This is a genomic window from Amycolatopsis sp. NPDC005003, from assembly GCF_053600695.1.
Genome location: NZ_JBSGAI010000019.1, coordinates 97,902 through 118,890, shown reverse-complemented (window position 1 = coordinate 118,890; position 20,989 = coordinate 97,902). Strand labels below are relative to the sequence as shown.

At 73.4% G+C, this 20,989-nt stretch carries 15 protein-coding genes; 8 read left to right on the top strand and 7 right to left on the bottom strand.

Going from position 1 to position 20,989, the window contains the following annotated elements:
* Positions 1–25 precede the first annotated feature (25 nt).
* A complete protein-coding gene (locus ACWED2_RS22885; protein WP_449692516.1) occupies positions 26–1,411 on the bottom strand; it encodes an MFS transporter in 1,386 nt (461 codons plus the stop codon).
* Positions 1,408–3,408 carry an MMPL family transporter gene (locus ACWED2_RS22880; protein ID WP_449692515.1) on the bottom strand — a complete coding sequence of 667 codons (2,001 nt, stop codon included), beginning with the start codon at positions 3,406–3,408 and terminating at the stop codon, positions 1,408–1,410. Before ACWED2_RS22880 ends, ACWED2_RS22885 begins: the two co-directional genes overlap by 4 nt.
* Before the next feature lie 283 nt (positions 3,409–3,691).
* Between ACWED2_RS22880 and ACWED2_RS22875 the strand changes: the two genes are divergently transcribed.
* The 3 genes from ACWED2_RS22875 to ACWED2_RS22865 all read left to right on the top strand — a co-directional run bounded on the left by ACWED2_RS22875 (position 3,692) and on the right by ACWED2_RS22865 (position 7,105).
* Positions 3,692–4,948: a PucR family transcriptional regulator gene (locus tag ACWED2_RS22875; RefSeq protein WP_449692514.1), complete on the top strand. Its 1,257-nt coding sequence runs from the start codon at positions 3,692–3,694 to the stop codon at positions 4,946–4,948.
* Between the two features lie 84 nt (positions 4,949–5,032).
* Positions 5,033–6,124, top strand: a complete 1,092-nt coding sequence (locus ACWED2_RS22870) for an aldose epimerase family protein (RefSeq protein ID WP_449692513.1) — start codon at positions 5,033–5,035, stop codon at positions 6,122–6,124.
* A gap of 264 nt (positions 6,125–6,388) precedes the next feature.
* Complete coding sequence (locus ACWED2_RS22865; protein ID WP_449692512.1) at positions 6,389–7,105, top strand: transporter substrate-binding domain-containing protein; 717 nt, start codon at positions 6,389–6,391, stop codon at positions 7,103–7,105.
* 5 nt (positions 7,106–7,110) lie between these two features.
* Here the strand turns inward: ACWED2_RS22865 and ACWED2_RS22860 are convergent, their stop codons facing one another.
* From ACWED2_RS22860 to ACWED2_RS22850, 3 genes are all read right to left on the bottom strand, one after another.
* On the bottom strand, positions 7,111–7,620 hold the full coding sequence (locus ACWED2_RS22860; protein ID WP_449692511.1) for a DinB family protein: 510 nt from the start codon (positions 7,618–7,620) through the stop codon (positions 7,111–7,113).
* A 71-nt stretch (positions 7,621–7,691) separates the two neighbouring features.
* The gene (locus ACWED2_RS22855) at positions 7,692–9,281 is read right to left on the bottom strand and encodes a hypothetical protein (protein WP_449692510.1); all 1,590 of its coding nucleotides are present in this window, start codon (positions 9,279–9,281) and stop codon (positions 7,692–7,694) included.
* Positions 9,278–11,281: a hypothetical protein gene (locus ACWED2_RS22850; RefSeq protein WP_449692509.1), complete on the bottom strand. Its 2,004-nt coding sequence runs from the start codon at positions 11,279–11,281 to the stop codon at positions 9,278–9,280. Before ACWED2_RS22850 ends, ACWED2_RS22855 begins: the two co-directional genes overlap by 4 nt.
* 189 nt (positions 11,282–11,470) lie before the next feature.
* On the opposite strand from ACWED2_RS22850, the gene ACWED2_RS22845 reads away from it, so the two are divergent.
* The 3 genes from ACWED2_RS22845 to ACWED2_RS22835 all read left to right on the top strand — a co-directional run bounded on the left by ACWED2_RS22845 (position 11,471) and on the right by ACWED2_RS22835 (position 15,343).
* The gene (locus ACWED2_RS22845; protein WP_449692508.1) at positions 11,471–13,063 is read left to right on the top strand and encodes an AMP-binding protein; all 1,593 of its coding nucleotides are present in this window, start codon (positions 11,471–11,473) and stop codon (positions 13,061–13,063) included.
* A gap of 428 nt (positions 13,064–13,491) precedes the next feature.
* The gene (locus tag ACWED2_RS22840; protein WP_449692507.1) at positions 13,492–14,583 is read left to right on the top strand and encodes a J domain-containing protein; all 1,092 of its coding nucleotides are present in this window, start codon (positions 13,492–13,494) and stop codon (positions 14,581–14,583) included.
* Positions 14,584–14,731: 148 nt separating this feature from the next.
* Complete coding sequence (locus ACWED2_RS22835; RefSeq protein WP_449692506.1) at positions 14,732–15,343, top strand: LysE family translocator; 612 nt, start codon at positions 14,732–14,734, stop codon at positions 15,341–15,343.
* 43 nt (positions 15,344–15,386) lie between these two features.
* On the opposite strand, the gene ACWED2_RS22830 is transcribed toward ACWED2_RS22835, so the two are convergent.
* A complete protein-coding gene (locus ACWED2_RS22830; RefSeq protein ID WP_449692567.1) occupies positions 15,387–17,855 on the bottom strand; it encodes a M14 family zinc carboxypeptidase in 2,469 nt (822 codons plus the stop codon).
* 191 nt (positions 17,856–18,046) lie between these two features.
* On the opposite strand from ACWED2_RS22830, the gene ACWED2_RS22825 reads away from it, so the two are divergent.
* Together ACWED2_RS22825 and ACWED2_RS22820 are read left to right on the top strand one after the other, a co-directional pair.
* The gene (locus ACWED2_RS22825) at positions 18,047–18,715 is read left to right on the top strand and encodes a DUF998 domain-containing protein (RefSeq protein WP_449692505.1); all 669 of its coding nucleotides are present in this window, start codon (positions 18,047–18,049) and stop codon (positions 18,713–18,715) included.
* A 24-nt stretch (positions 18,716–18,739) separates the two neighbouring features.
* Positions 18,740–20,044: a cytochrome P450 gene (locus tag ACWED2_RS22820; RefSeq protein ID WP_449692566.1), complete on the top strand. Its 1,305-nt coding sequence runs from the start codon at positions 18,740–18,742 to the stop codon at positions 20,042–20,044.
* 57 nt (positions 20,045–20,101) lie between these two features.
* Here ACWED2_RS22820 and ACWED2_RS22815 read toward each other — a convergent pair whose 3' ends face one another.
* Positions 20,102–20,749, bottom strand: a complete 648-nt coding sequence (locus tag ACWED2_RS22815; protein WP_449692504.1) for a GTP pyrophosphokinase — start codon at positions 20,747–20,749, stop codon at positions 20,102–20,104.
* Between the last annotated feature and the right edge of the window lie 240 nt (positions 20,750–20,989).

The window sequence follows — 20,989 nt, the reverse complement described above, 5'->3', positions numbered from 1 at the left end:
ACTCGGATACTCATGGGGAAACGGGTTACGGGACAGCACGTTTGTCATGTGGCGACGAGGTCTCGGCGAGCCGGGCCGCCGGCACGCGCACGGCCAGCAGCGCGCCGGCGAACGTCAACCCGGCCGCGGTGAGCAGGCCCGCGGTGTAGCCGCCGGCCAGCGCCGCCCCGGCGGGGACACCCGCGTCGAGCCGCACCGCGCGCACCGACGTGAGCACCGCGCCGATCAACGCCACGCCGAGCGCGCTCGACAGTTCCCGGGCCGCGGTGAGCAATCCCGACGCCGTGCCGGAATACCGCGGCGCCACCACGTCGAGCGCGTGCGACGTCATCGGGACGGTGAACGCCGCGCCGGCGCCGATCAGGACCATGCCGGGCAGCCGCGGCCAGAGCGTGGGCACGTGGTTCACCGCGGCGAGGGCGAGCAGCCCCGCGCCCACCACGACCAGCCCGGCCGCCACCGTCCGAAGTGGACCGTGGCGGGCCGCGGCGGCCGGCACCAGCGGCGTCGCGGCCACGACGGCCGCCGCGACCAGGACCAGCGGCAGCCCGGCGCCGGCCGGGCCGAGACCGAGGAACTCCTGGTGCAGCAACGGCGTGAAGAAGAAGATCCCGGAGATCCCCAGCCCCCACAGCAGCTGCAGGCCGAGCGAGCCCACGAACACGCGGTTCCCGGTCAGGGCCGGCGGGACCAGCCGGGCCCGCGCCCGCCGTTCCCGGACGAGGAACGCCACCCCGGCCGCCGCACCCGCGGCCAGCAGCGGAACCCGGAGCCCGGGCTCGGCCAGCGCCGTGGTGACCAGCACCAGGCTCGCCGTCACCAGGACCATCGCCGACACCGGTGGCGCGCGGGTCCCCTCGTCGCGGCCGGGCGGCACGGTCGACGGCAGCAGCACCAGCATCGCGGCCACGAACGGCAGGTTGACGAAGAAGATCCAGCCCCAGCCGCAGTATTCGCTCAGCACCCCGCCGAGCGCGGGGCCCAGCGCCAGCGCGGCCGCCAGGCAGGCCGTCCACACCGCCGCGCCGAGCGTCCGGCCGCGCGCGTCGAGGTTGGTCCGCAGCAGGCTCAGCAGGCCCGGCACGAGGAACGCGGCCGCCAGCCCCTGGAGCACCCGCGCGGTGACCAGCAGCCACGCCGAACCCGCCAGCCCGCCCGCCGCCGCGCCGGCACCGAACGCGAGGAGGGCACCGGTCAGCACCGGGCGACGGCCCCAGCGGTCGACCAGCGCGCCCGCCACCGGCAGCAGCCCGGCGAACGGGAGCATGTACCCGAGCGCGATCCATTGCAGGGCGCCGACGTCGAGGGCGAGGTCTCGCGCGACGGAGGGCGCGCCCGCGGCGACGATCGTGTTGTCCAGTGTCGTGACGAACGCGCCCAGCGCGAGCACGGCCAGGGTGCGCCGGGTCATCGCGTGCTCCCCACCAGGTCGGCGGCCGCCGCGGCCGGGCGGCGCGGGAACCACCAGTTCGCCGCCCCGAGCCGGGCCATCACCGCGGGCACGAGCACGCACCGGACCACGACGGCGTCCAGGAGCACGGCGACGGTCAGCCCGACGCCCGCTTCGCGCACCACCCGCGCGTCGACGAAGGCGAACGAGACGAACACCAGCGCCATGATCAGCGCGGCCGCGGTGATGGTCCGGCCGGTCGCCGCGACGCCGTCGACGACGGCCGCGCGGGTGTCGCCGTGGTGGCGCCACGCCTCCTGGATGCGGGCGATGAGGAAGACCTCGTAATCCATCGACAGCCCGAACAGCCCGGCGAACAGGAACACGGGCAGGTACGGCTCGACCGGGGCACCGAAGGCGAACACCACCGCGCCGGTGGTCGCGGCCGCGGTCAGCAGGTTCATCACCGCCGCGGTGAGCGGGATCAGCACGCTGCGGAACACCCACGCCAGCAGCAGCACCGAAATCCCGACGACGGCGGCGAGGAACAGCGGCAGGCGCGCGGTGATCGCCGCGGAAAAGTCGGCCCGGGCCGCGACGACCCCGCCGACGTACGTGTCCGGGCCGGCGATTTCTCCGGCCATCACCCGCGTCGAAGCGAGCAGTGCACCGGTGGCCGGATCGCCGGGCGCGGTCCGCGGGACGACCGTGAGCAGCCAGCCGCCCCCGGGCAGCGTGGCAGGCGGGCCGACGTCGGCGCTGGCGAGCAGCGCTCCCCGCAACAGCCCGACCGCGTCACCGTCGGTCCCGGCCACCAGCAGCGGGGCGTCCGCACCCGGCCCGAACCCCGCTTCGAGCAGCTCGGCGGCGGTCCGCGTCACGCTGCCGGGCGGGTCGAGGCCGGCATCCGGAACGCCGAGCCGCAGCCCGGCCATCGGCAGTGCGAGCACGGCCACGACCAGCAGGGCGGCGAGGGTGTACGGGCCGGGGCGCGCGGTCACCGACCGCGCGAGCCGGGCCCACCGGCCGTCCCCGCCGTCCGGGCGCACGCGCATCCGGCGGGCGGGCCACCGCAGCAACGCGGGCAGCAGGGTCAGCGCGGCGAACGCGGTCAGCAGCACCGAGACCGCGGCGGCGGCCGCGATCCCGTCCAGGAACGGCAGGCCGACGGTCAGCATCCCGGCCAGCGACACGCACACGGTGACACCGGCGAAGACCACGCTGCGGCCGGAGGTCGCGGCCGCCACGGCCAGCGCCGACGCCGGTGCCGCGCCGTCCCGGCGGCCCTGGCGGTAGCGGGTGAGCACGAACAGCGCGTAGTCGACGCCGACGCCGAGCCCGAGCAGCGCGGCGATCTCGGTGCTGATCTTCGGCACGGTCATGACGTGCGACAACAGGGTCACCGCGGCCAGCGCGCAGCCGACCGAAACCGCCGCGGTGGCCAGCGGGAGCAGGACACAGGTCACCGAGCGGAAGACCATCAGCAGCACCACGGCCGCGGCGAGCAGGCCGAGCCCGGCGTTGCCCAGGCCGGGCGCGGCGGCCGTCATCGCGGCGAGTTCGCCGGACGCCCCCGCGGTGAGGCCCCCGCCGTCGCGGACGGCGGCGGCCAGCGCGTCGGCCGTCCCCTGCCCGAGCTCCGCGGCCGGGGCGTCGAAGCGCACGGTGAGCACCGCGGTCCGCCGGTCGGCGGACACCTGCCCGGGCGCCGGATCGACGGACACCGCGTGGGGCAGCGCCGCCAGCCGGGCGGCCAGCGCGTCGAGCCGGAACAGGCCCGTACCACTGTCGATCGGGCCGTCCGGGGAGTACGCCACGACGCGTTCCGCGGCGCCACCGGCACCGCCGGCGCGCAGCAGGTTCGCCGCCAGGGTGCTGTCGGCGGTGGGGAGGACGACCGTGTCGCGGAAGGCCGTGCCGGTGTGCAGCGCGGCGGAAACCAGCGCGCCCAGCGCCAGCAGCCACACCGCGATCACGACGCCGGCCCGGCGGAAACACCAGGAAACAAGCGCCGTCATCGGGTTTTCTCCTCACGCATGCCGGTTGATCACGCTAACAACCGGCCGGGGCGCGAAGATACCGCCTGAGTTCACAAATCGGATCCCGGAAACCTTTGCCGCGGTTAGTGTTCCGGCTTTGTCGGGCAGGTGACAAACTCCGGTGCGGCCGTTGGTCCCGGCGTGACAGAACCCGCTCCCGGGGCAGGGACGCCGGTTGCCAAGTCCGATCCCGTGTGAGTACATGACGTTCGCGCCGACGGCGGCGCGAGCTCTCCACGCGGCGCGGCAAGGGGTGTGAGCGATGAGCCGGACGATCACGCAGGCGGCGATCCCGCACCCGCGGGGCACCGGCCGCGCGCGCCAGCTGTGGTGCTCGCTGCCCACGGAACTCGCCGGGCGCTTCCGGGCGCACGCCGACCCGCTCGCCCGGCGGATCCTCGAAGAGGTCCAGAAGTCCGTCCCCGAGTACGCCAAGCCCCTCGAAGGCGAATTCGGCAAGATGATCGTGCTCGCGATCGAGCAGGCCGTGCTCGCCTGCATCGACAGCATCGAGAACCTGGCGTCCACACAGGACGGTTGGGCGGAGCTGTTCGTCGAGGTCGGCAAGCGCGTGCACCACGACGGCGGCAGCCTCAACTCCCTGCAGGCCGCCTACCGCGCCGGCGGGCGGGCGGCGTGGCGCTACGTGGCCGAACTGGGGCAGGCCCACCGGTTCCCGACGGCCGTGCTGTGCGTCGGCGCCGAGGCGATCTTCGCCTACGTCGAAGAGATTTCCTCGTACTCGGTCGAGGGGTACACCCTGGCGCAGGCGATGGCGGCCGGCACGCTCGAACGACGGCGACGCCGGCTCCTCGAACTGCTGCTGGCCACCCCGCCGTCGTCCCCGGCCACGCTGGCGACGATGGCCACGGCGGCGCAGTGGGCGATCCCCGACCGGGTCGCGGTCGTCGCCCTAGACCCGCGGACCGACCAGCAGCCGCCGCCGTCCCCGCAGCTGCCCGCCGACGTGCTGCTGGACCTCGACGGCCCCGAGCCGTGCCTGCTGACCCCGAACCCCGACCGCGACCTGCGGGGCCTGGACGTCCGCCTCCCGGGCTGGCGCGCCGCGGTCGGCCCCCGGGTCCGCCCGGCGGAGGCGGCGACGTCACTGCGGTGGGCCCGCCGCACCCTCGACCTGGTCCGCCGCGGCGTGGCCGGCGACAACGTGGTGACGCACACCGCCGACCACCTGGCGACGCACTGGCTGCTGATCGACCGCTTCCTGCTGGACGAGCTTTCGGCGACGGCGCTCGCCCCGTTCGCGGGCCTGACGGTGAAGCAGCGGACGAGGCTGTCGGAAACGTTGCTGAGCTGGCTGGAGCACAACGGGAACACGCCGGACATCGCGCAGGCGCTGCGGATCCACCCGCAGACGGTCCGCTACCGCGTGAGCCAGCTGAGCGAGCTGTTCGGCGACCGGCTGGCGGACCCGGCCAGGCGCCTGGAGATCCAGATGGCGCTGCGCGCCCACCAATTGCTCGGCACCCACCCGCCGGCGGCCGGCCGCGACCAGGGCTGACCGGGGCGTCCTTGACCGTGCGCGGCGGCGAATCTAAGGTCGGTCCAGACTGTTAGCGCTAACAGTCGGCGGGAGGAGCCACCGATGACCGCACCCGAACTCACCCGGGAGTTGTTCGGCCAGGCCGACGGCACCGACGTGCACCGGTACACGCTGGGCCGTCCCGGCGGGCCGGTCGTGCGCGTGCTCGACTACGGCGGCGTCATCCAGTCCCTGGAGGCGCCGGACCGCGAAGGCCGGCCCGCCAACGTCGTCCTCGGCTTCGCGGACCTCGGCTCCTACGTCGCCAACAACCGGCCCGGCGCGGACCGGGTCTTCCTGGGCGCGGTGGTCGGCCGGTTCGCCAACCGGATCGGCGGCGGCACCTTCACCCTCGACGGCGTCCAGTACCGGGTGCCGCTGAACAACGGCAAGAACAGCCTGCACGGCGGCCCCGCCGGGTTCGACACGCGGGTCTGGTCGGCCGCCGGAATCCGGGACGGCGACGGCGTCGCCGTGCGGCTCACGCTGGTCAGCCCGGACGGCGACCAGGGCTACCCCGGCCGGCTCACCACCGAAGTCACCTATCGCGTCGACGCGCGCGACCGGCTGCGCATCACCTACCGCGCGACCACCGACGCGCCGACCGTGGTCAACCTGACCAACCACACCTACTGGAACCTGGCCGGCGAAGGGGCGGGCGACGTCCACGAACACCGCCTGGAAATCGCCGCGAGCCGGTACTGCCCGACCGGCGACGACCTGATCCCGGCCGGCGACCCGGTCCCGGTCGAGGGCACGCCGTTCGACTTCCGCCGTCCGGCGGCGATCGGCGCCCGCATCGGCGAGCCCGACCCCCAGCTGGTGATCGGCCAGGGCTACGACCACAACTGGGTGCTCGACGACGGCGCGCCCTTCGCCGCCCGGGCGTGGGACCCGGCGTCCGGGCGCCTGCTCACGATGTGGACGACCGAGCCCGGCCTGCAGTTCTACTCCGGCAACTACCTGACGGCGGACCTGACCGGCACGAGCGGCCGCCCGTACCACCGCGGCGCCGGCTTCGCGCTGGAGGCCCAGCACTTCCCGGACTCCCCCAACCGCCCGGACTTCCCCAGCACCGTGCTGCGGCCCGGCGAGGTCTACCACCAGGAGACCGTGTTCGCCCTGACCACCGCGGACGAGCCGCCGGTGGCGTGAACGACACTCGCGGGGCGCGCGCGAGCTCCCGCCGGTGGCGCGAGCGACACTCCCGGAGCGCACGCGGCGTCCCGCCGGTGGCGCGAGCGACACTCGCCGAGCGCACGCGGGCTCCCACCGGTGGCGTCAGCGACACTCGCCAAGCCCACGCGGGCTCCCACCGGTAGCGCGAGCAACACTCGCCAAGCCCACGCGGCCTCCCGCCCGTGGCGTGAGCGACACTCGCGGGGCGCGCGCGGGGTCCCGCCGCTAGCCTCGCCGGTCATGGGAGATCTTTCCGCCGTCGCCCGGGACCTCGCGCCCGGCGGCACGCTGCGCGCCACGATCAACCTCGGCAACCCCGTGCTCGCGCACGGCACCCCGGCGGCCCCGGGCGGGATCACGGTCGACCTCGCGCGCGAAGTCGCCGCGCGGCTGGGCGTCCCGGTGGAGTTCGCCTGCTTCGACGCGGCCCGCAAGTCGTTCGAGGCGCTGACCTCGGGCACGGCCGACCTGGCCTTCCTGGCGATCGAGCCCGCCCGCGCGGCCCAGGTGACCTTCACCGCGCCGTACGTCGTCATCGAGGGCGGCTACGTCGTCGCGGACGGCTCGCCGTTCACGTCGCCGGACGATGTCGACCAGCCGGACGTGCGGATCGGCGTCAAGCAGGGGTCCGCGTACGACCTGTACCTGACCCGGACCCTCCGGCACGCCACGATCGTGCGCGGCGAGGACGGTGTCGCGGCGTTCGAGGCGCAGGGCCTGGAGGTCGCCGCCGGGATCCGCCGGCCGCTGACCGCCTACGTCGCCGCCCACCCCGGTACCCGCCTGCTGCCGGGCCGGTTCATGGAGATCCGGCAGGCCGTCTGCACCACCCCGGACCGCCGCCCGGAGACGATCGCGTTCCTGCACGAGCTGGTCGAGGAGCTGAAGGCCACCGGGTTCGTCGCCGACGCGCTGCGCCGCGCGGACCAGGACGCCACGGTCGCGCCGCCCGCCTGAGGGCGCTATTTGCCGGTCACGCCGTCGACGAGCTCGCGGCCGACGTCGACGTGCCCGGCGTGCCGGGCGAAGCTCTGCACCAGGTGGCACAGGATCCACGCGAACGTCGGGTGCTCTTCGGCGCCGCCGCGGCGGGTCGTGCGGACCGCCCGGGCGGCCAGCGGCGTGACCGCGGCGAGCCGGGCGCAGTTTTCGCGCTCCGCCAGGAAGAACGCCGTGATGTCGGCCGAGGGTTCGTCCGGCGCGACGAACCACTCCTGCTCGGCGGTGCGGGGCCAGGTGAAGTCGACGTCCTCCCCGGCGAAGACGTACCGGATCCAGAACCGTTCGGTGCAGGCCAGGTGCTTGACCATGCCCAGCGGCGTCCAGCCCGAGGGCAGCACGCTCCGGCGCAGGTCGTGCTCGGACAGGCCGTCGAGTTTGCGCAGGACGGCGGCGGTGCTGTGGTCGAGGTAGCCCACCAGCAGCGCACGCGGATCGGCCAGGGTGGGCGGGGGTTCGGGAGTCTCGGCCATGATCGAAAAGGTACGGGCGGCCGCCCGCGGCACCGGGTTCCCGCGCCCTCACGAACGCGTGACCGCCCGGGTCAGACCGACGTGGCCGCCCAGTGCCCCAGCCAGTACTCCCGCCACACGACGGTGACTTCCCGGACCGCGTAGCCGCCCGGGTCCTCGTCCAGCGCGGTCTTCCAGGCGTCCTCCAGCCCGACGCACAGCTTCGAGGGCGCGATCTCCACCGCTGTGCTGGTGAACCGCTGCTGGACGAGGTTCAGCGGCACCGAGAACTTGCCCTTGCCCCGTAACAGGGAATTGCCCAGGTCCCGGCAGATGAGGTATTCGAGGTTGGGCGCGTCGCGGGCTTCCGGACCGGTCGCGTCGCCTTCCGGCAGCGGGAAGCCCATGTAGTCGAAGGCCTGCCGCAGTGCCCGCACGGCGACGGAGATGCCGCGCGAAGTCCGTTCCATCTGCCACGAGATCCAGATGGCGAGCCGGCGCTGGGCGGCCGGGTGCACCACCGGGACCACCGGGCCGGCCAGCGTCTGGTAGTCGCCGGCGCGCTCCCACAGGTGGTCGCCCAGCTCCTGGCCGTGCTTGCCGTTCGGCACCTTGGCGAACCCGGCGAGCATGGTGGTGATCGCCGTGCGGGGGTCTTCGCTGCTGTGGGCGACCGGCAGCGCGACCTCCTCCGCCGGGGTGACCACGCCGAGCTGGAGGTGGATGAACGCGAGGTCGTCCAGCAGCGTGATCGAGGCCCCGACCACGCCGATCTCGGGGAACTGCAGCAGCAGCGACACGAGCGCGTGCGTCGACCCGACCCGCGCGGGGCCCACGAAGGTGACCGGGATGATCGTGGAGAGCACACCTTCCGGTTCTTCGGAGGGGTGCGGCTCCTCGACCGGGTGGGCGCGGATGCGGAACCAGTTGCCGGTGCGGTGCCCGAGCCGGGTGTCGGCGAGCCACAGCCGGAACCCGCGTTCGTCGCAGTACCGGATGATCCGGTCCGCGATCTCGAAGGTCAGTTCGGCGCTCGGGTGCTGCAGCGCGATCGAGAACCGGACGGCCAGTGCCGCGGCCCGCGGGATCCGCTCCTCCCGGTATTCGGCCTCGACCTCCACCGGCAGCTGGACCGGGCACTGGATGGACAGCAGCGGCGCGCGGGCCACCTCGACGGCGATCTGGCTGAGCGTGACCAGCAGGTTCTTGATCTGGTTGCCGTGGCTCAGCCGCAGCTTCGCGGGCTCGTCGGCGATCGCGATGATCCCTTCGAACCGGCGGTCGGACTCGGCCAGGAACGTCAGGTTCGGCCGCGCCGTCCCGCGGAACACGTGGCTCAGCTCGTCCGAACCGAAATCGAGCTCCGGTTCGACGGTGCTGCCGTGGTCGCGGATCCGGAGCCGGTCGGGCTTCTCCCCGGTCCGGATGCCGACGACCAGGCCGGCGCCGTGCGCGCTGGAAGACAGCGTCTCCAGGAAGAACCGCGACTTCGGTTCGCCGCGGCCCTCCCCCGTCACCAGCCCGACCAGGTAGCCGGGCCGGTCGACGAGGTGGTGCACCTCGAAGTCCACCTCGGTCAGCGGCTGCCGCAGCGACCAGTAGCCCGCTCTCGCGAGGTTGGCCAGCGCGTGCGCCGAACGGGCCTTCGGCGCGTCGCCGGTCATGTCCGTCCCTTCGCTCATGAAAGCGACCCCGACGAGGAGAAGATCGCGTCCGGCGTCCGCCGGCGCTGCTTGCTCGTCCCCCGGCCGTCGACCCAGTGCGGCGCGCCCATCAGGTGGAGCTCCTCGGCGTCCTGGCGCTGGTCGCGGCGGCGGCTCCACGCCGAGCGGATCGGCGGCACGAGGGCGATCGCCGCGAGCAGCGGCACCACGGTGGCCAGCCCGAACGCGACGGGCAGGACCGACCGCGCGGAGTCCGCGGCGATGGCCGCGCACAGCAGGGCCATCGCCCCGATGCAGACGTGCGCCACCAGCCTCGGCAGCGCGCGCAGGTGCCCGGCCACCGAATGCCGGTCCGGCAGCGGCAGCCGCGAGTACAGGAAGCCCGGGACGAGCAGCAGCACGGCGATCAGCGCCCCGGGGCTGTTCGACGCGCTCGACGCGCGCAGCCGGGCGGCGCCGTCGCCCCAGTACGGCCAGAAGTGGTGGGCCCCGAAGGTGGCCGCGGAGTACGCGATGAGCGCGACGGACAACGCGTACAGCAGCACTGTCGTCGGGCTCGACGGCGTGGCGTCGCGCAGCAGGATCCCGGCGCGGGTCCGGATCTGCGCGCCGTCGAGGGAGCGGACGGCCCGCCGCCGCCAGTAGACGCTGGCCTGGTTGCTGGTCGGGTTGTCCTCGGTGGCGAGGTCGTGTTCGAGTTCCTGCGCCTCGAGTTCCCGGGCCGCCTGCCCGAGCCTGGCCGGCTCGACGTGCGGGTGCCGGATCAGCGAGTTGTCGAGCGCGGCGCCGTCGGCCACGGCCTCCCCCGAGATCGCCGCCCAGCCCAGCTCGGCCACGCCGGGCAGGTGCTGTTCCGGTACGGCGATCCGGGCGTGCTCGGCGTCCCACTGCCGGCGGCGGAGCAGGTCGGCGAGCCGGCGGAGGGTCGTCTGCGTCTGGAGCTCGAGGATCTTCGAGTAGGGCGACTTCCGCGGCGGCGCGGCCTCCGGTGCCAGCCGGGTCGCCAGCGCCTTCAGGTCGCTGACGAGCTCGCCCGCGAGGCCCTGGTCCGCGTCGGTCCGGAGGTAGATCTTCTGGATGTGCACGCCGGGCTCGGTCTCGACGACGAGGTGGTAGGACCGCAGGCTCGCCGGGATGGCGCCCTCGTACTGGACGAGGTACCCGCGGCTGCTCGCCCGCAGGGTCCCGCTCCACGACCACCGGGGCTTCGGCTTCTCCACCGCGAGCGGCGCCTCGTAGGTGAGCAGGTGCTCGTCGGCCCCGCGGTCCATGGCCACCACGAGGAGGTAGTTGTTGACGGCGACGTCGAGCAGCGCGAAGTAGTCCCCGAGCGGCTCCCGGTAGTCGGCGAGCAGCCGCAGCGCCTTGCGGCGGCACTCGGCCGCGTGCCCGGCCGCCATCCCGCGCGTCAGCTCCCGCGGGCGCGGACCGGTCGGCCTGCTGCGGTCGGTCAGCAACGCGAGCAGGGCGGCCTGGATCAGCCAGCGGGGTTCGTGGTCCTGGTAGAGCAGGCGGGCCAGCGGCTCGTCGCGCCGGGCGTCGGGGAACCCGGTGAGGATGCCCCGCAGCAGGCGGTAGAGCCCCGAGGCGAGCAGCCGCGAGGTCTCGTACTGGGTGAGCCGCGGCAGCTTGCGGCCCGAGGCGTCCCGCACGTCGACGGGCGCGGCCGTCCGGGAGATCCGCGCGACGGGCACCCACATCTCGGCGGCGACGAAAGCCTGGCCGTCGTTCTGGTCGGCACCGTCGGGGCTGTGGCTGGCGATGCTGCGGAACAGCTCGGACGCTTGCCGCTGCCCTTCGTCGAGCATCCCGAGCCGGATGTCCACCTCGGTGATCCGCCGGGCGACCCGGTGGTCGACCAGCGAGATCCGTTCGGTCAGCCGCCGCACGTGGTTGAGCCGCAGCGCGGTGTCCAGGAACGAAAGCCCCACCGCGGCCCCGTCGAGCGACAGGCGAGGCGGCGCTCCCGGCACCGGCATCGACCGGATGGCCTCCTCCAGCAGCGAGAAACCGTCCATTCGCCTTCCCTCCCCAGGTGCCGCCCGGATGCACCGGCGGGGACTAGGTCGGCGAATCACCCTCCAGGGTTACAAGGCCAACGGCATGGCTTTCCGGTTGCCGTCGTCATCGTTCCGACATTGCGTCTTCTCGACGGTCGCAACGAGTGCTGCGTTCCAGGTGGTGCAGGTCACGACCGAGGAGCTGCGATGACGCTTTCTCCCAGCGCCCACACGGACTCGTTCTGCCGCGACCGGCTGCCGCCCGCCGACCAGTGGCCGCGGCTGGTGTTCGACCTGCCGGAGCTGCGCTACCCCGGCCGCCTCAACGCCGCGACGGCGCTGCTCGACGAGACCGCCGCCCGCCTCGGCCCGGACCGCCCCTGCCTGCGGTCACCCCACGAGACGTGGACCTACGGCGACGTCCTGGCCCGCGCCAACCGGATCGCGCACGTCCTCACCGCCGAACTCGGTGTCGTGCCGGGCAACCGCGTGCTGCTGCGCGGCACCAACACGCCGTGGCTCGCGGCCTGCTGGCTCGGCGTCCTCAAGGCCGGAGCCGTCGCGGTCACGACCATGCCGATGCTGCGCCGCGGCGAGCTCGGCAAGATCACCGACCGGGCGCGGCCCACGGTGGCCCTGTGCGACGAGCACCTGCTCGACGAGCTGCCGCCGGGACTGCCGGTGGTGCCCTACGGCACCGAACGCACCGAGCTGGCCGAACGCTGCGCCCGGCACCCGGCGACCTTCGCCGACGTACCGACGGCCGCCGACGACGTCGCCCTGCTCGCCTTCACCTCCGGCACGACGGGGACGCCGAAGGCCACCATGCACTTCCACCGCGACCTGCTCGCCATCGCCGACACGTTCTCCCGGCACGTCGTCCGGCCCACCCCGGACGACGTATTCTGCGGCACTCCGCCACTGGCCTTCACCTTCGGCCTGGGCGGCCTGCTGGTGTTCCCGCTGCACGCCGGCGCGTCGGTGCTCCTGCTGGAGCGCGCGACCCCCAAGGAGCTGGCCTCGATCGTCGCCGAGCACGGCGTGACGGTGCTGTTCACCGCCCCGACCGCCTACCGCGCGATCCTCGGCTCCGGCGACGGTCCCCTGCTGGCCGGCGTCCGCCGCGCCGTCTCCGCCGGGGAAGCCCTGCCCGCCGCCGTGGCCGAGCGGTACCGCGAGGTCGTCGGATCGCCGTTGATCGACGGCATCGGCAGCACGGAGATGCTGCACGTGTTCATCTCCGCGGCCGGCGACGACGCCCGCCCCGGCCGGACCGGCAAGGTCGTCCCCGGCTTCCGCGCCGCCGTGCTGGACGCCGACGGCCGTCCGGCGCCGGACGGCACGCCCGGCCTGCTCGCCGTCCAGGGCCCCACCGGCTGCCGCTACCTCGGCGACCCCCGGCAGGCCGACTACGTCCGCGACGGCTGGAACATCACCGGCGACACCTACGTCCGCGAACCCGACGGCTACTTCCGCTTCGTGGCGCGCAGCGACGACATGATCGTCTCGTCCGGCTACAACATCGCGGCTCCCGAGGTCGAAGAGGTGCTGCTGACGCACCCCGACGTCGAGGAGTGCGCGGTCGTCGGCACACCCGATCCGGATCGGGGTGCGGTGGTGACCGCATTCGTCGTGCTCCGGCCCGGCGCCACCCCGGGCCCGGACGCCGTGCACGCCCTGCAGGAGCACGCCAAAGCCGTTGCCGCGCCGTACAAGTACCCGCGCCGGGTGCGCTTCCTCGACGCACTGCCGCGCAATGCCAGCGGCAAGCTGCAGCGGTACCTGCTGCGCGAGCGCTGACGGGGGTGACGGGCCCGCTGCCGAGGTGGGGTGGCGGTGGGCCCGCCACGTCTGTGAGAGGACATGGCACAAGCTTAGCCCAGCATTCGAACACATGTTCAGGGCCATCCAGGTGGTTTCCGACTACGAAAAGTCACCACGAAGCCGCCTTTCCCCTGCGTTACAACACTTCCGGGTGACAATTAGTCCTCAATGGACACTGCCCGACCACGGCAAACGAGCCGCCGGTCCCGCCCCGGCCGTCGTCACGCGCGCCACCGCGAGCGCCCCGCCGGAGCGGCCGATTCCCCCGCCGCCACCGGCAAAACTCCTCACACCGCCCTGACCTGCACCGAGGACCATCACCCTGGCGCGCCGCCGAGGCGGTGACAGCCCCGGAGACCCGACCCCATAAAGTCTTCGCGCAGCCATCGGAGGTGACCGCCCGCGTGCCCGACGTCGACTACTACGAGGTGCTCGGCCTCCGTCGCGACGCCACGGCGGCCGACGTCAAGACGGCCTACCGCCGCCTCGCCAAGACCATGCACCCGGACGGCGGCGGCACGGTCGGCACGTTCCGCCTGCTGCGCGAGGCCTACGACGTCCTCGGCGACCCGATCGCCCGCGCGCGCTACGACGCCGGCGGCGCGACCGTGGTACCGGTGCCGGTCCGGCCGCGGCCCCGGCGGCGCTTCGGCGACGAGCCCGGTTTCGTCCCCGACCTGCCCGAGCTGGACGCCGAGGACCTGAGCTGGTGGCACTTCGCCGGGGAGGACACCCGGATGCGCCACGGCCGCCGCAGCGGGCCGGGGCACACGCCGGTGGTGGTCGCGGTCGCCGGGATGGTGCTGGTCCTCCTGCCGCTGGTCACCGGCGTCGGGTTCAGCACCCCGGTGCTCATCGTCTGGCTGCTGCTCACGGCCGGCACGGCGCTGCTGGTCCAGCGGCTGGCGCGCGGCTACCTGCGGGCCGCGAAGGCGCGCGAGGCGTACGCCGAGGAGTTCGGCGGCCGCACGGTGTTCGGCGCACCCGGCACCGAGCGCGACGAACTGGCCGAGCGGCTCACCGCCGACCTGCTCGAGGGCTACCTGACCCGGCTGCCGGGCGCGCGCATCTTCCACGGGCTCGCCTGGCCGGGCTCGGTGTTCGCCGACGTCGACCACGCGGTGCTGTGCGGGAAGCGGCTGGTGCTCATCGAGTCGAAGCTGTGGCTGCCGGGCCACTACGGCACGGCGGAGGACGGCAGGCTGCTGCGCAACGGCCGCCCGTTCCGCGGCGGCGGCAGCCGGCTCGCGGAGAGCCTGGCGGCGTATCGCGGCCTGCTGCCGGGGGTGGCGTTGCGCGGCGTGATGATCGTGTACCCGAGCCGCAGCGGCGACCTGACCACGGCGGACCCGGGTGACCTGCCCGTCGCCCCGATGACGCCGGAGGAGTTCCTGCACGAGATCGGCGAATGGCTGGCGGCGGATCCGTCCACTGTGGACCACGAGACGCTGCGGACGATGCGCGACCAGGTGGTCGGCGGCGGCCGGGCGGCATGAGCAGCCCCCGATTTCCACGCTACCAGTGCCCACCGGCGGTTCCGGCGCCTTCGCGTACCCGCCCTCGCCGCGGCGCCGCCTGCGGCAACCCCGCGGCGGCAGCGACGGATCCGGCGCCTTCGCGGGTCGTCCCGGGCAACCACCCGGCGTGAGTCCCGCCGCCACCCTCGGCACCGTCCTGCTGGCCTACCTCCCGGCCGCGATCACCCCCGGCCCCAACTTCGTCCTCATCGTCCACACCGCCGCCACCGGGACCCGGCGCGCCGCGGTCGCCATCGCGCTCGGCGTGGTCGCCGCGGGCGGGCTGCTGGCCGCGGTCGCGGTCTTCGGGCTGGGCAGCGTCCTCGCTCACATTCCGTGGCTGGCGACGGCGTTGCGCCTCGCGTGCGGCGGATACCTGGCGTGGCTGGGAATCCGGCTGTGGTGGCGGGCCCGCGCACCCGCGGCGCCGCCGACCGGGAAAACGCGGCAAGGCAGCGCGTTCCGGCGCGGCGTCTTCAGCAACCTCACCAACCCCAAGGCCGCCGCGTTCTTCGGCAGCGTCCTCACCGCCGCGCTGCCACCCACCGAACCGGCCGCCGTCAAAACCGCCGCCGTCGCGCTGATCGTGGCCGCCTCGGCCGGCTGGCACCTGAGCGTGGCCCTGCTGTTCTCCTCCCCCGCGACCCGGCGCTGGTACGCCCGCGCCGAACCGGCCCTCAACCGCGTCGTGGGCACGATCCTCGTCGTCCTCGGCGTCACCCTCGCCCTGACGCCGTGAAGGCCTCCCCGCGCGAGCGAGGAGGCCTTCACGAAACGCACTACTACCGGACGCCGCCCGCGACGCGCTGCTTCTGCGCGTGCGCGGACCGGGTGCAGACCTCGCCCACGTCGACCGTCTGGCCGCGGTCGGCGTAGACGTCCGCCACGCCGACGAGCTTGCCGCTCGGCGACGAGCAGGTCAGCTGATAGGCCTCCTTCGTGCCGTACGTCGGCGGGATCGGCGACGAGAACGAAACATCGCCGGACCAGTCGTCGACGGTGCCCGGGTCCGCCTGGTCGTAGTTGACCACCACGGCCTTGTAGTCGCCCGCCGGCGGGTCGAGCAGCACGGCGTGCTCGGACGTCGTGCCGCCGCTCGCCGACGAGCTGACCAGGTTGCCCGCCGAGTCGTAGACGTAGAGGTCCCAGTCGGTCGCGGTGTTCGCCCAGTTGATGTTGACGCTGAACTTCCCGTTGTCGACCTTCGGCAGGCCGTCGACGTGGAAGGTGAACGAGTCGCCGGTCGGGTCGACCGGGTAGTTCTGGTTGATCGGCGGCACGCCCGCCGGGTTGGTGACCGCGAAGCCCTGCTGCGCCGGGCCCTGCGGTTCGCGCCCGTACCGGCCGGCCACGTACGGCCGCGTCGACGGGTTGATCGACCACGCGAAGCGCCCGCCGGTGGCGGTGAACTTCGAGTTCAGGTCGTCGGTGATGTAGATCGGCGGCTTGGTGGAGCCGTCGGGCTGGATCACCGGCGACGTCGGCGTCTGGAACGTCTTGTGCAGCTTGAGCTGGTAGTTCTTCGGCGCCGACCCGATCAGCGTCGAGTGCTGCTGCGGGTCGGCCGCGTTGCTCAGCATGTCCAGGAACGCCTGCCGGTTGCCGCCCTTGCCGGCACCGGTCGACGGGGCCAGGCCCGCGTACTCGGCCACCACGCCGTCGGCGTAGGGGCCGTGGAAGCCGTTGCCGCCGACCTCGATGGTGAAGCCCCAGCCACCGGTGGCCCAGTACGACCAGTCCTCGGTGGTGCCGGTGGTGTCGTAGAGCGCCCAGCTCGGCTCGCTGGTGTAGCCGTTGCGCGAGGCCAGCTTGTCACCGAGGGCCTTGTACTGCGGCTCCTCCAGCGGCGCGCGGACGTCCGCCACACCCGGCGGGCGCAGCACCAGCGCGGCGACGTTGTGCATCGTCAGCAGGTTCGTCACCTGGCGCGAGGACACGATCGAGCGCACGTTCCGCACCTCGGGCTCGCTGAACGGCGCGGACCCGCGGAAGGTGTCGCCGCTCCAGGCGATCTCGGCGCCGTTGCCGCCCCAGAAGCCGCCGTAGTTGCGGTTCGGGTCGGTGCCGCGCACGCGGCCGCCCGGGTTCGCCTTGCAGACGCCGGTCGCGAACTGCGGCGGCGAGTCGTTGACGTTGCAGTTCTTGCGCTTCATCTCGTAGTCGAACCGGGTGAAGTCGCCCTTGGGCTCGGCCTCGCGGGAGATCTCGAAGCCGTCCGGGTTGATGATCGGCACGACGATGTTGCGCGTCTTGCCGACCAGCGACCGGATGGCGGCGTCGCCCGAGTAGCCGTTGACCAGCTCGTACGCCCATTCCATGACGTGCTCGCCGGCCGGCCACTCCCGGGCGTGGTGCACGCCCATGGTGAAGTTCACCGGCTTGCCGTCGGTCACGTTCTTGACGTCCGTGGCGATTTCGGCGCCGACGACGTCCCGGCCTTCCCAGGTCGGCTCGGGCATGGTGAACGCCGAGACGAGGCCCGGGTTCTTGCGGGCCAGTTCCTTCAGCTCGTAGTTGTAGTCGTAGAGGTGCCGGTAGCTGGTGCGCCCGGACGGCAGCACGGACGCGGCGGTCGTGGCGGCGTACTGGCGGTCGGCCTTCGCGTCCTGGACCGACTTGGCCGACAGGTCGGCCTCGATGACCTTCGACTTGAAGCCGCTGTCCTTCAGCGTCTTGCGGTCGGCGTCGCCGGCGAGGACGACCTCGACCCCGGTCGCGTCACCCTTCTCCGTGACGTCGAGGCCGAGGGCGGTCAGCTTGCTCTTGTCGGCGCGCGTGGGCGTCTCGACGCGGACGAGCTCCGCGCGCTGGCTCGCCGGAGCCGTGCCGGTCGGCGTGCCCTGCGGCGTCAGCGCCAGGAAGTCGACCCCCAGCTGCACCTGGCCGGCCGAGCCGCCGTAGCGGCAGCCCTGGACGACGAGTTCCTGCCCCTTCTTCACGAAGCTTTCGGCGAGTTCGTGGCTGCGCAACGCCGCCGAGGCGGCGACCACCGCGCCGGTGGCCTTGTCGAACACGGCGACGTCCCAGTCGCCTTCGGCACCCGGCACCGGCTTGAGCCGCGCCTGGACGAGTCCGTCCACGGTGGACGTCAGCTCGCGCCGATCGGTGCCCGAAGTGCCCTTGGGCAGCACTTTGCCGAAGCACGAACGGGCCACCGACTTGTCGGCGCGCAGGATGTTCTGCGCCGCGCCCGCGGTGCCGGACGGCAACGCGACGAACGTTGCGGCCAGCGCGACGGCCGAAGCCAGCATCACCAGCCGTCTTGGTGAATTCCCCACAGGTCGAGACCTCCTTGACCGAGACCCGGCACGCACGGACGTACCGGAACCGAGCGACCTTAATGGAGGAAATCCGGCCGCGGACACCGCCGTAAGTCGTACAGCGTTCAACCCGCTTCGCCTTTTCACGGGGAGTTCAACCACCGGTCGGCTACCGTCGGTCCATGGTCACGTTCCCTGCGCGACGGGTGTCGGTCGCGGTCTCGCTGACGGGCATCGCGGCCCTGGTGATCGGCGCCGGCCTGGTGCTGCTGCTGCAGGTCATCCCGCCGACGGACGAAATCAGCGTCACCCGCCGCACGATCAGCGAATACGGCCTGTCCGACCACAAGTGGGTGTTCGACCTCGCGGTGGTCCTGGTCGCCCTCGGCTCGGCGGCCGGCCTGGCGGTGCTGCGCCACCAGCGGCGGCTCCCGGTGCCCGCGGCCGTCCTGGGAACACTGTGGACGGTCGGGCTGCTGGTCATCGTGGCGTTCCCCAAGCCGGACTGGGCGACGGTCTCCCGCGCGGATTTCGGCGGCACGCTGCACCGGATCGCGAGCGTGGTGGCGTTCGTCGCGCTGCCGCTGGCGGTGCTGGTCGCGGCGCGCACGGCGTTCCCGTCGTCGCCGGGGCGGCGCCGGCTGGCGCGGGTGCTGGCGGTGGTGTCGCTGGGCTGGTTCGCGGTGATCCTGGGCGCGGTGGTGGTCGCGGCGGCGGAGGACGGCCGCTGGTGGACGCTCATCCCGCTCGGCCTGGTGGAACGCGGGATGGCGCTGACCGAGCTCGTCGCGCTGGGCGTGCTGCTGGCGCCGGTCGGGCGGTTCACACCACCGCGGCAACCTACACTCTAGGTTCGCCGACCGATGGGGGAAGCCATGCTCGAAGGTGTCCTCGCCCGCACGAAACCCGTGGTGCGCTGGGGTCTCGGCCACGCGCTCCCCCGGACCGTGCTGCGCCGCGAGGCCAAGCGCGGTGACCTCCAGGGCCGGATGGTGGTCTCCGCGGCCGAAGGGCAGGACCTGGCCGGCCTGTTCGAGGAGATCCGCGACGCCGGCCCGCTCGCGCGCACCCGCTTCGGCTGGCTGACCACCACGCACGCCGCCGTCCGGGAAGTGCTGTCCAGCGAGGACTTCCGCGTCGGCCTCATCGGGTCCGACGGCTCGGCGCTCGGCCGGCTGGTCGTGTGGTCGGCCGGTGAGCACCTGCACCCGGTGCAGCCGCCGTCGCTGCTGGCGGTCAACCCGCCCGAGCACACCCGCTACCGCAAGCTGGTCACCGGCGTGTTCACCGTGCGCGCGGTCGAGCAGCTGCGCGGCCGGGTGCAGGAGATCGCGGACGGCCTGCTCGACGCGCTCGACCCCGGCGCACCGGTCGACCTCGTCGAGGCCTACTGCGGGCTGCTGCCGGTGACGGTGATCAGCGAGATCCTCGGCGTGCCGCCGTCCGACCTCGGCAAAGTGCTTTCCCTCGGTGCCGCCGCGGCGCCCAGCCTGGACCTCGGGCTCGGCTGGCGCACTTTCCGCGACGTCGAAGCCGCGCTGGCCGAGTTCGACGCCTGGCTCGGCGAGCACCTCGACCACCTGCGCCGCAACCCCGGCGACGACCTGTTCAGCAAGCTCGTCGCCGCCCGCGACGGCGGTGTCGGCCTCACCGAGACGGAGCTGAAGTCCACCGCGGGCCTGGTGCTGGCGGCCGGGTTCGAGACGACCGTCAACCTGCTCGGCAGCGGCATCGCGCTGCTCGCGGGCGATCCCGGGCAGCTCGCCGTGCTGCGCGAACGGCCGGAGCTGTGGGGCAACGCCGTCGAGGAGGTGCTGCGGTACGACCCGCCGGTGCTGCTGACCGGCCGGGTGGCCACGCGCGCGACCGAGGTCGCCGGGGTTCCGTTGCCCGGCGGGGCGCTGGTCACCACCGTGCTGGCGGGCGCCAACCGCGACCCGCGGGTGTTCGCCGAGCCGGCCGTCTTCGACGTCAGGCGGGACGGCGCCCGCGACCACGTGTCGTTCGGCGCCGGCCGCCACCACTGCCTGGGGGCGTCGCTGGCGCGCATGGAGGGCGAGATCGGCCTGCGCTCGATCTTCGACCGGTTCCCCGGCCTGCGCGTGCTGCCCGGCGGCCGGCGCCGGTCGACGCGCATCCTGCGTGGCTACGAGAACCTGCCCGCGGTGCTCGCGCCGTGACCGGCGGGCTTCCCGCCCGATCACGCGGTGCATCGTGCTGGACTCCCTCGGGGAGCCTCAACGGATCCGTTCGTGCAGCGCGGCCATCCGGCTGTCGAGATCGGCCGCCGTCCTGGCCGCCGCGGCGAGCTCGCCGGCGAAGTCGGGTGGGACGCTGTCGCGGTACTTGTACGACAGCTTGTGCTCCACCGCCGCCCAGAAGTCCATGGCGATGGTGCGCAGCTGCACCTCCACCTTGACCTTTTCCACCCGGTCGGACAGGAAGACCGGGATGCGGACGATGAGGTGCAGGCTCCGGTAGCCGTTCGCCTTCGGGCTCGCGATGTAGTCCTTGGTGCGCAGCAGCTCGACGTCGTCCTGCGCGGTGAGCATGCGGGCGACCTCGTGGACGTCGGAGACGAACGGGCAGACCACCCGGACGCCGGCGATGTCGTCGAGCGCGGCGGCCGCGGCCACCCAGTCGCCGCCCAGCCCCCGGCGGCGCACTTTTTCCCTGATGGCCTCCGGCCGCTTCACCCGGCTCGTGATGTGCTCGATCGGGTCGTGCCGGTGGACGAAGTCGAACTCCTCGCTGAGGATCCGCAGCTTCGTCATCAGCTCTTCGATGGCGAACTTGTACATCAGGAGGAATCGCGGGAGCTGCCCGGCGACGGCGAGCTCGTCGGCCGCCTCGCGCAGGTCCTCGGCCGCCGGGTCGGTGGTCACTCGAGCCTCGTGCTGTCGTCGGACGGTTGCCGAGCGCCAGAGTACTGCGCTCCACCCGGTCAACGAACGGCGACGGGCCGGAGTTCCCGCCGGTCACCGGTTCGGGTGGGCCGGACGTGGTGTGGGAGGTGCCGGGTCGGGTGCTTCGCGGCGGTTCAGCTGCACCGCGGGCTTGCGTGACTCGCCGGCTCGCGTGATTTCGCCGGCTCGGGTGCTTCGCGGCGGTTCAGCTGCACCGCG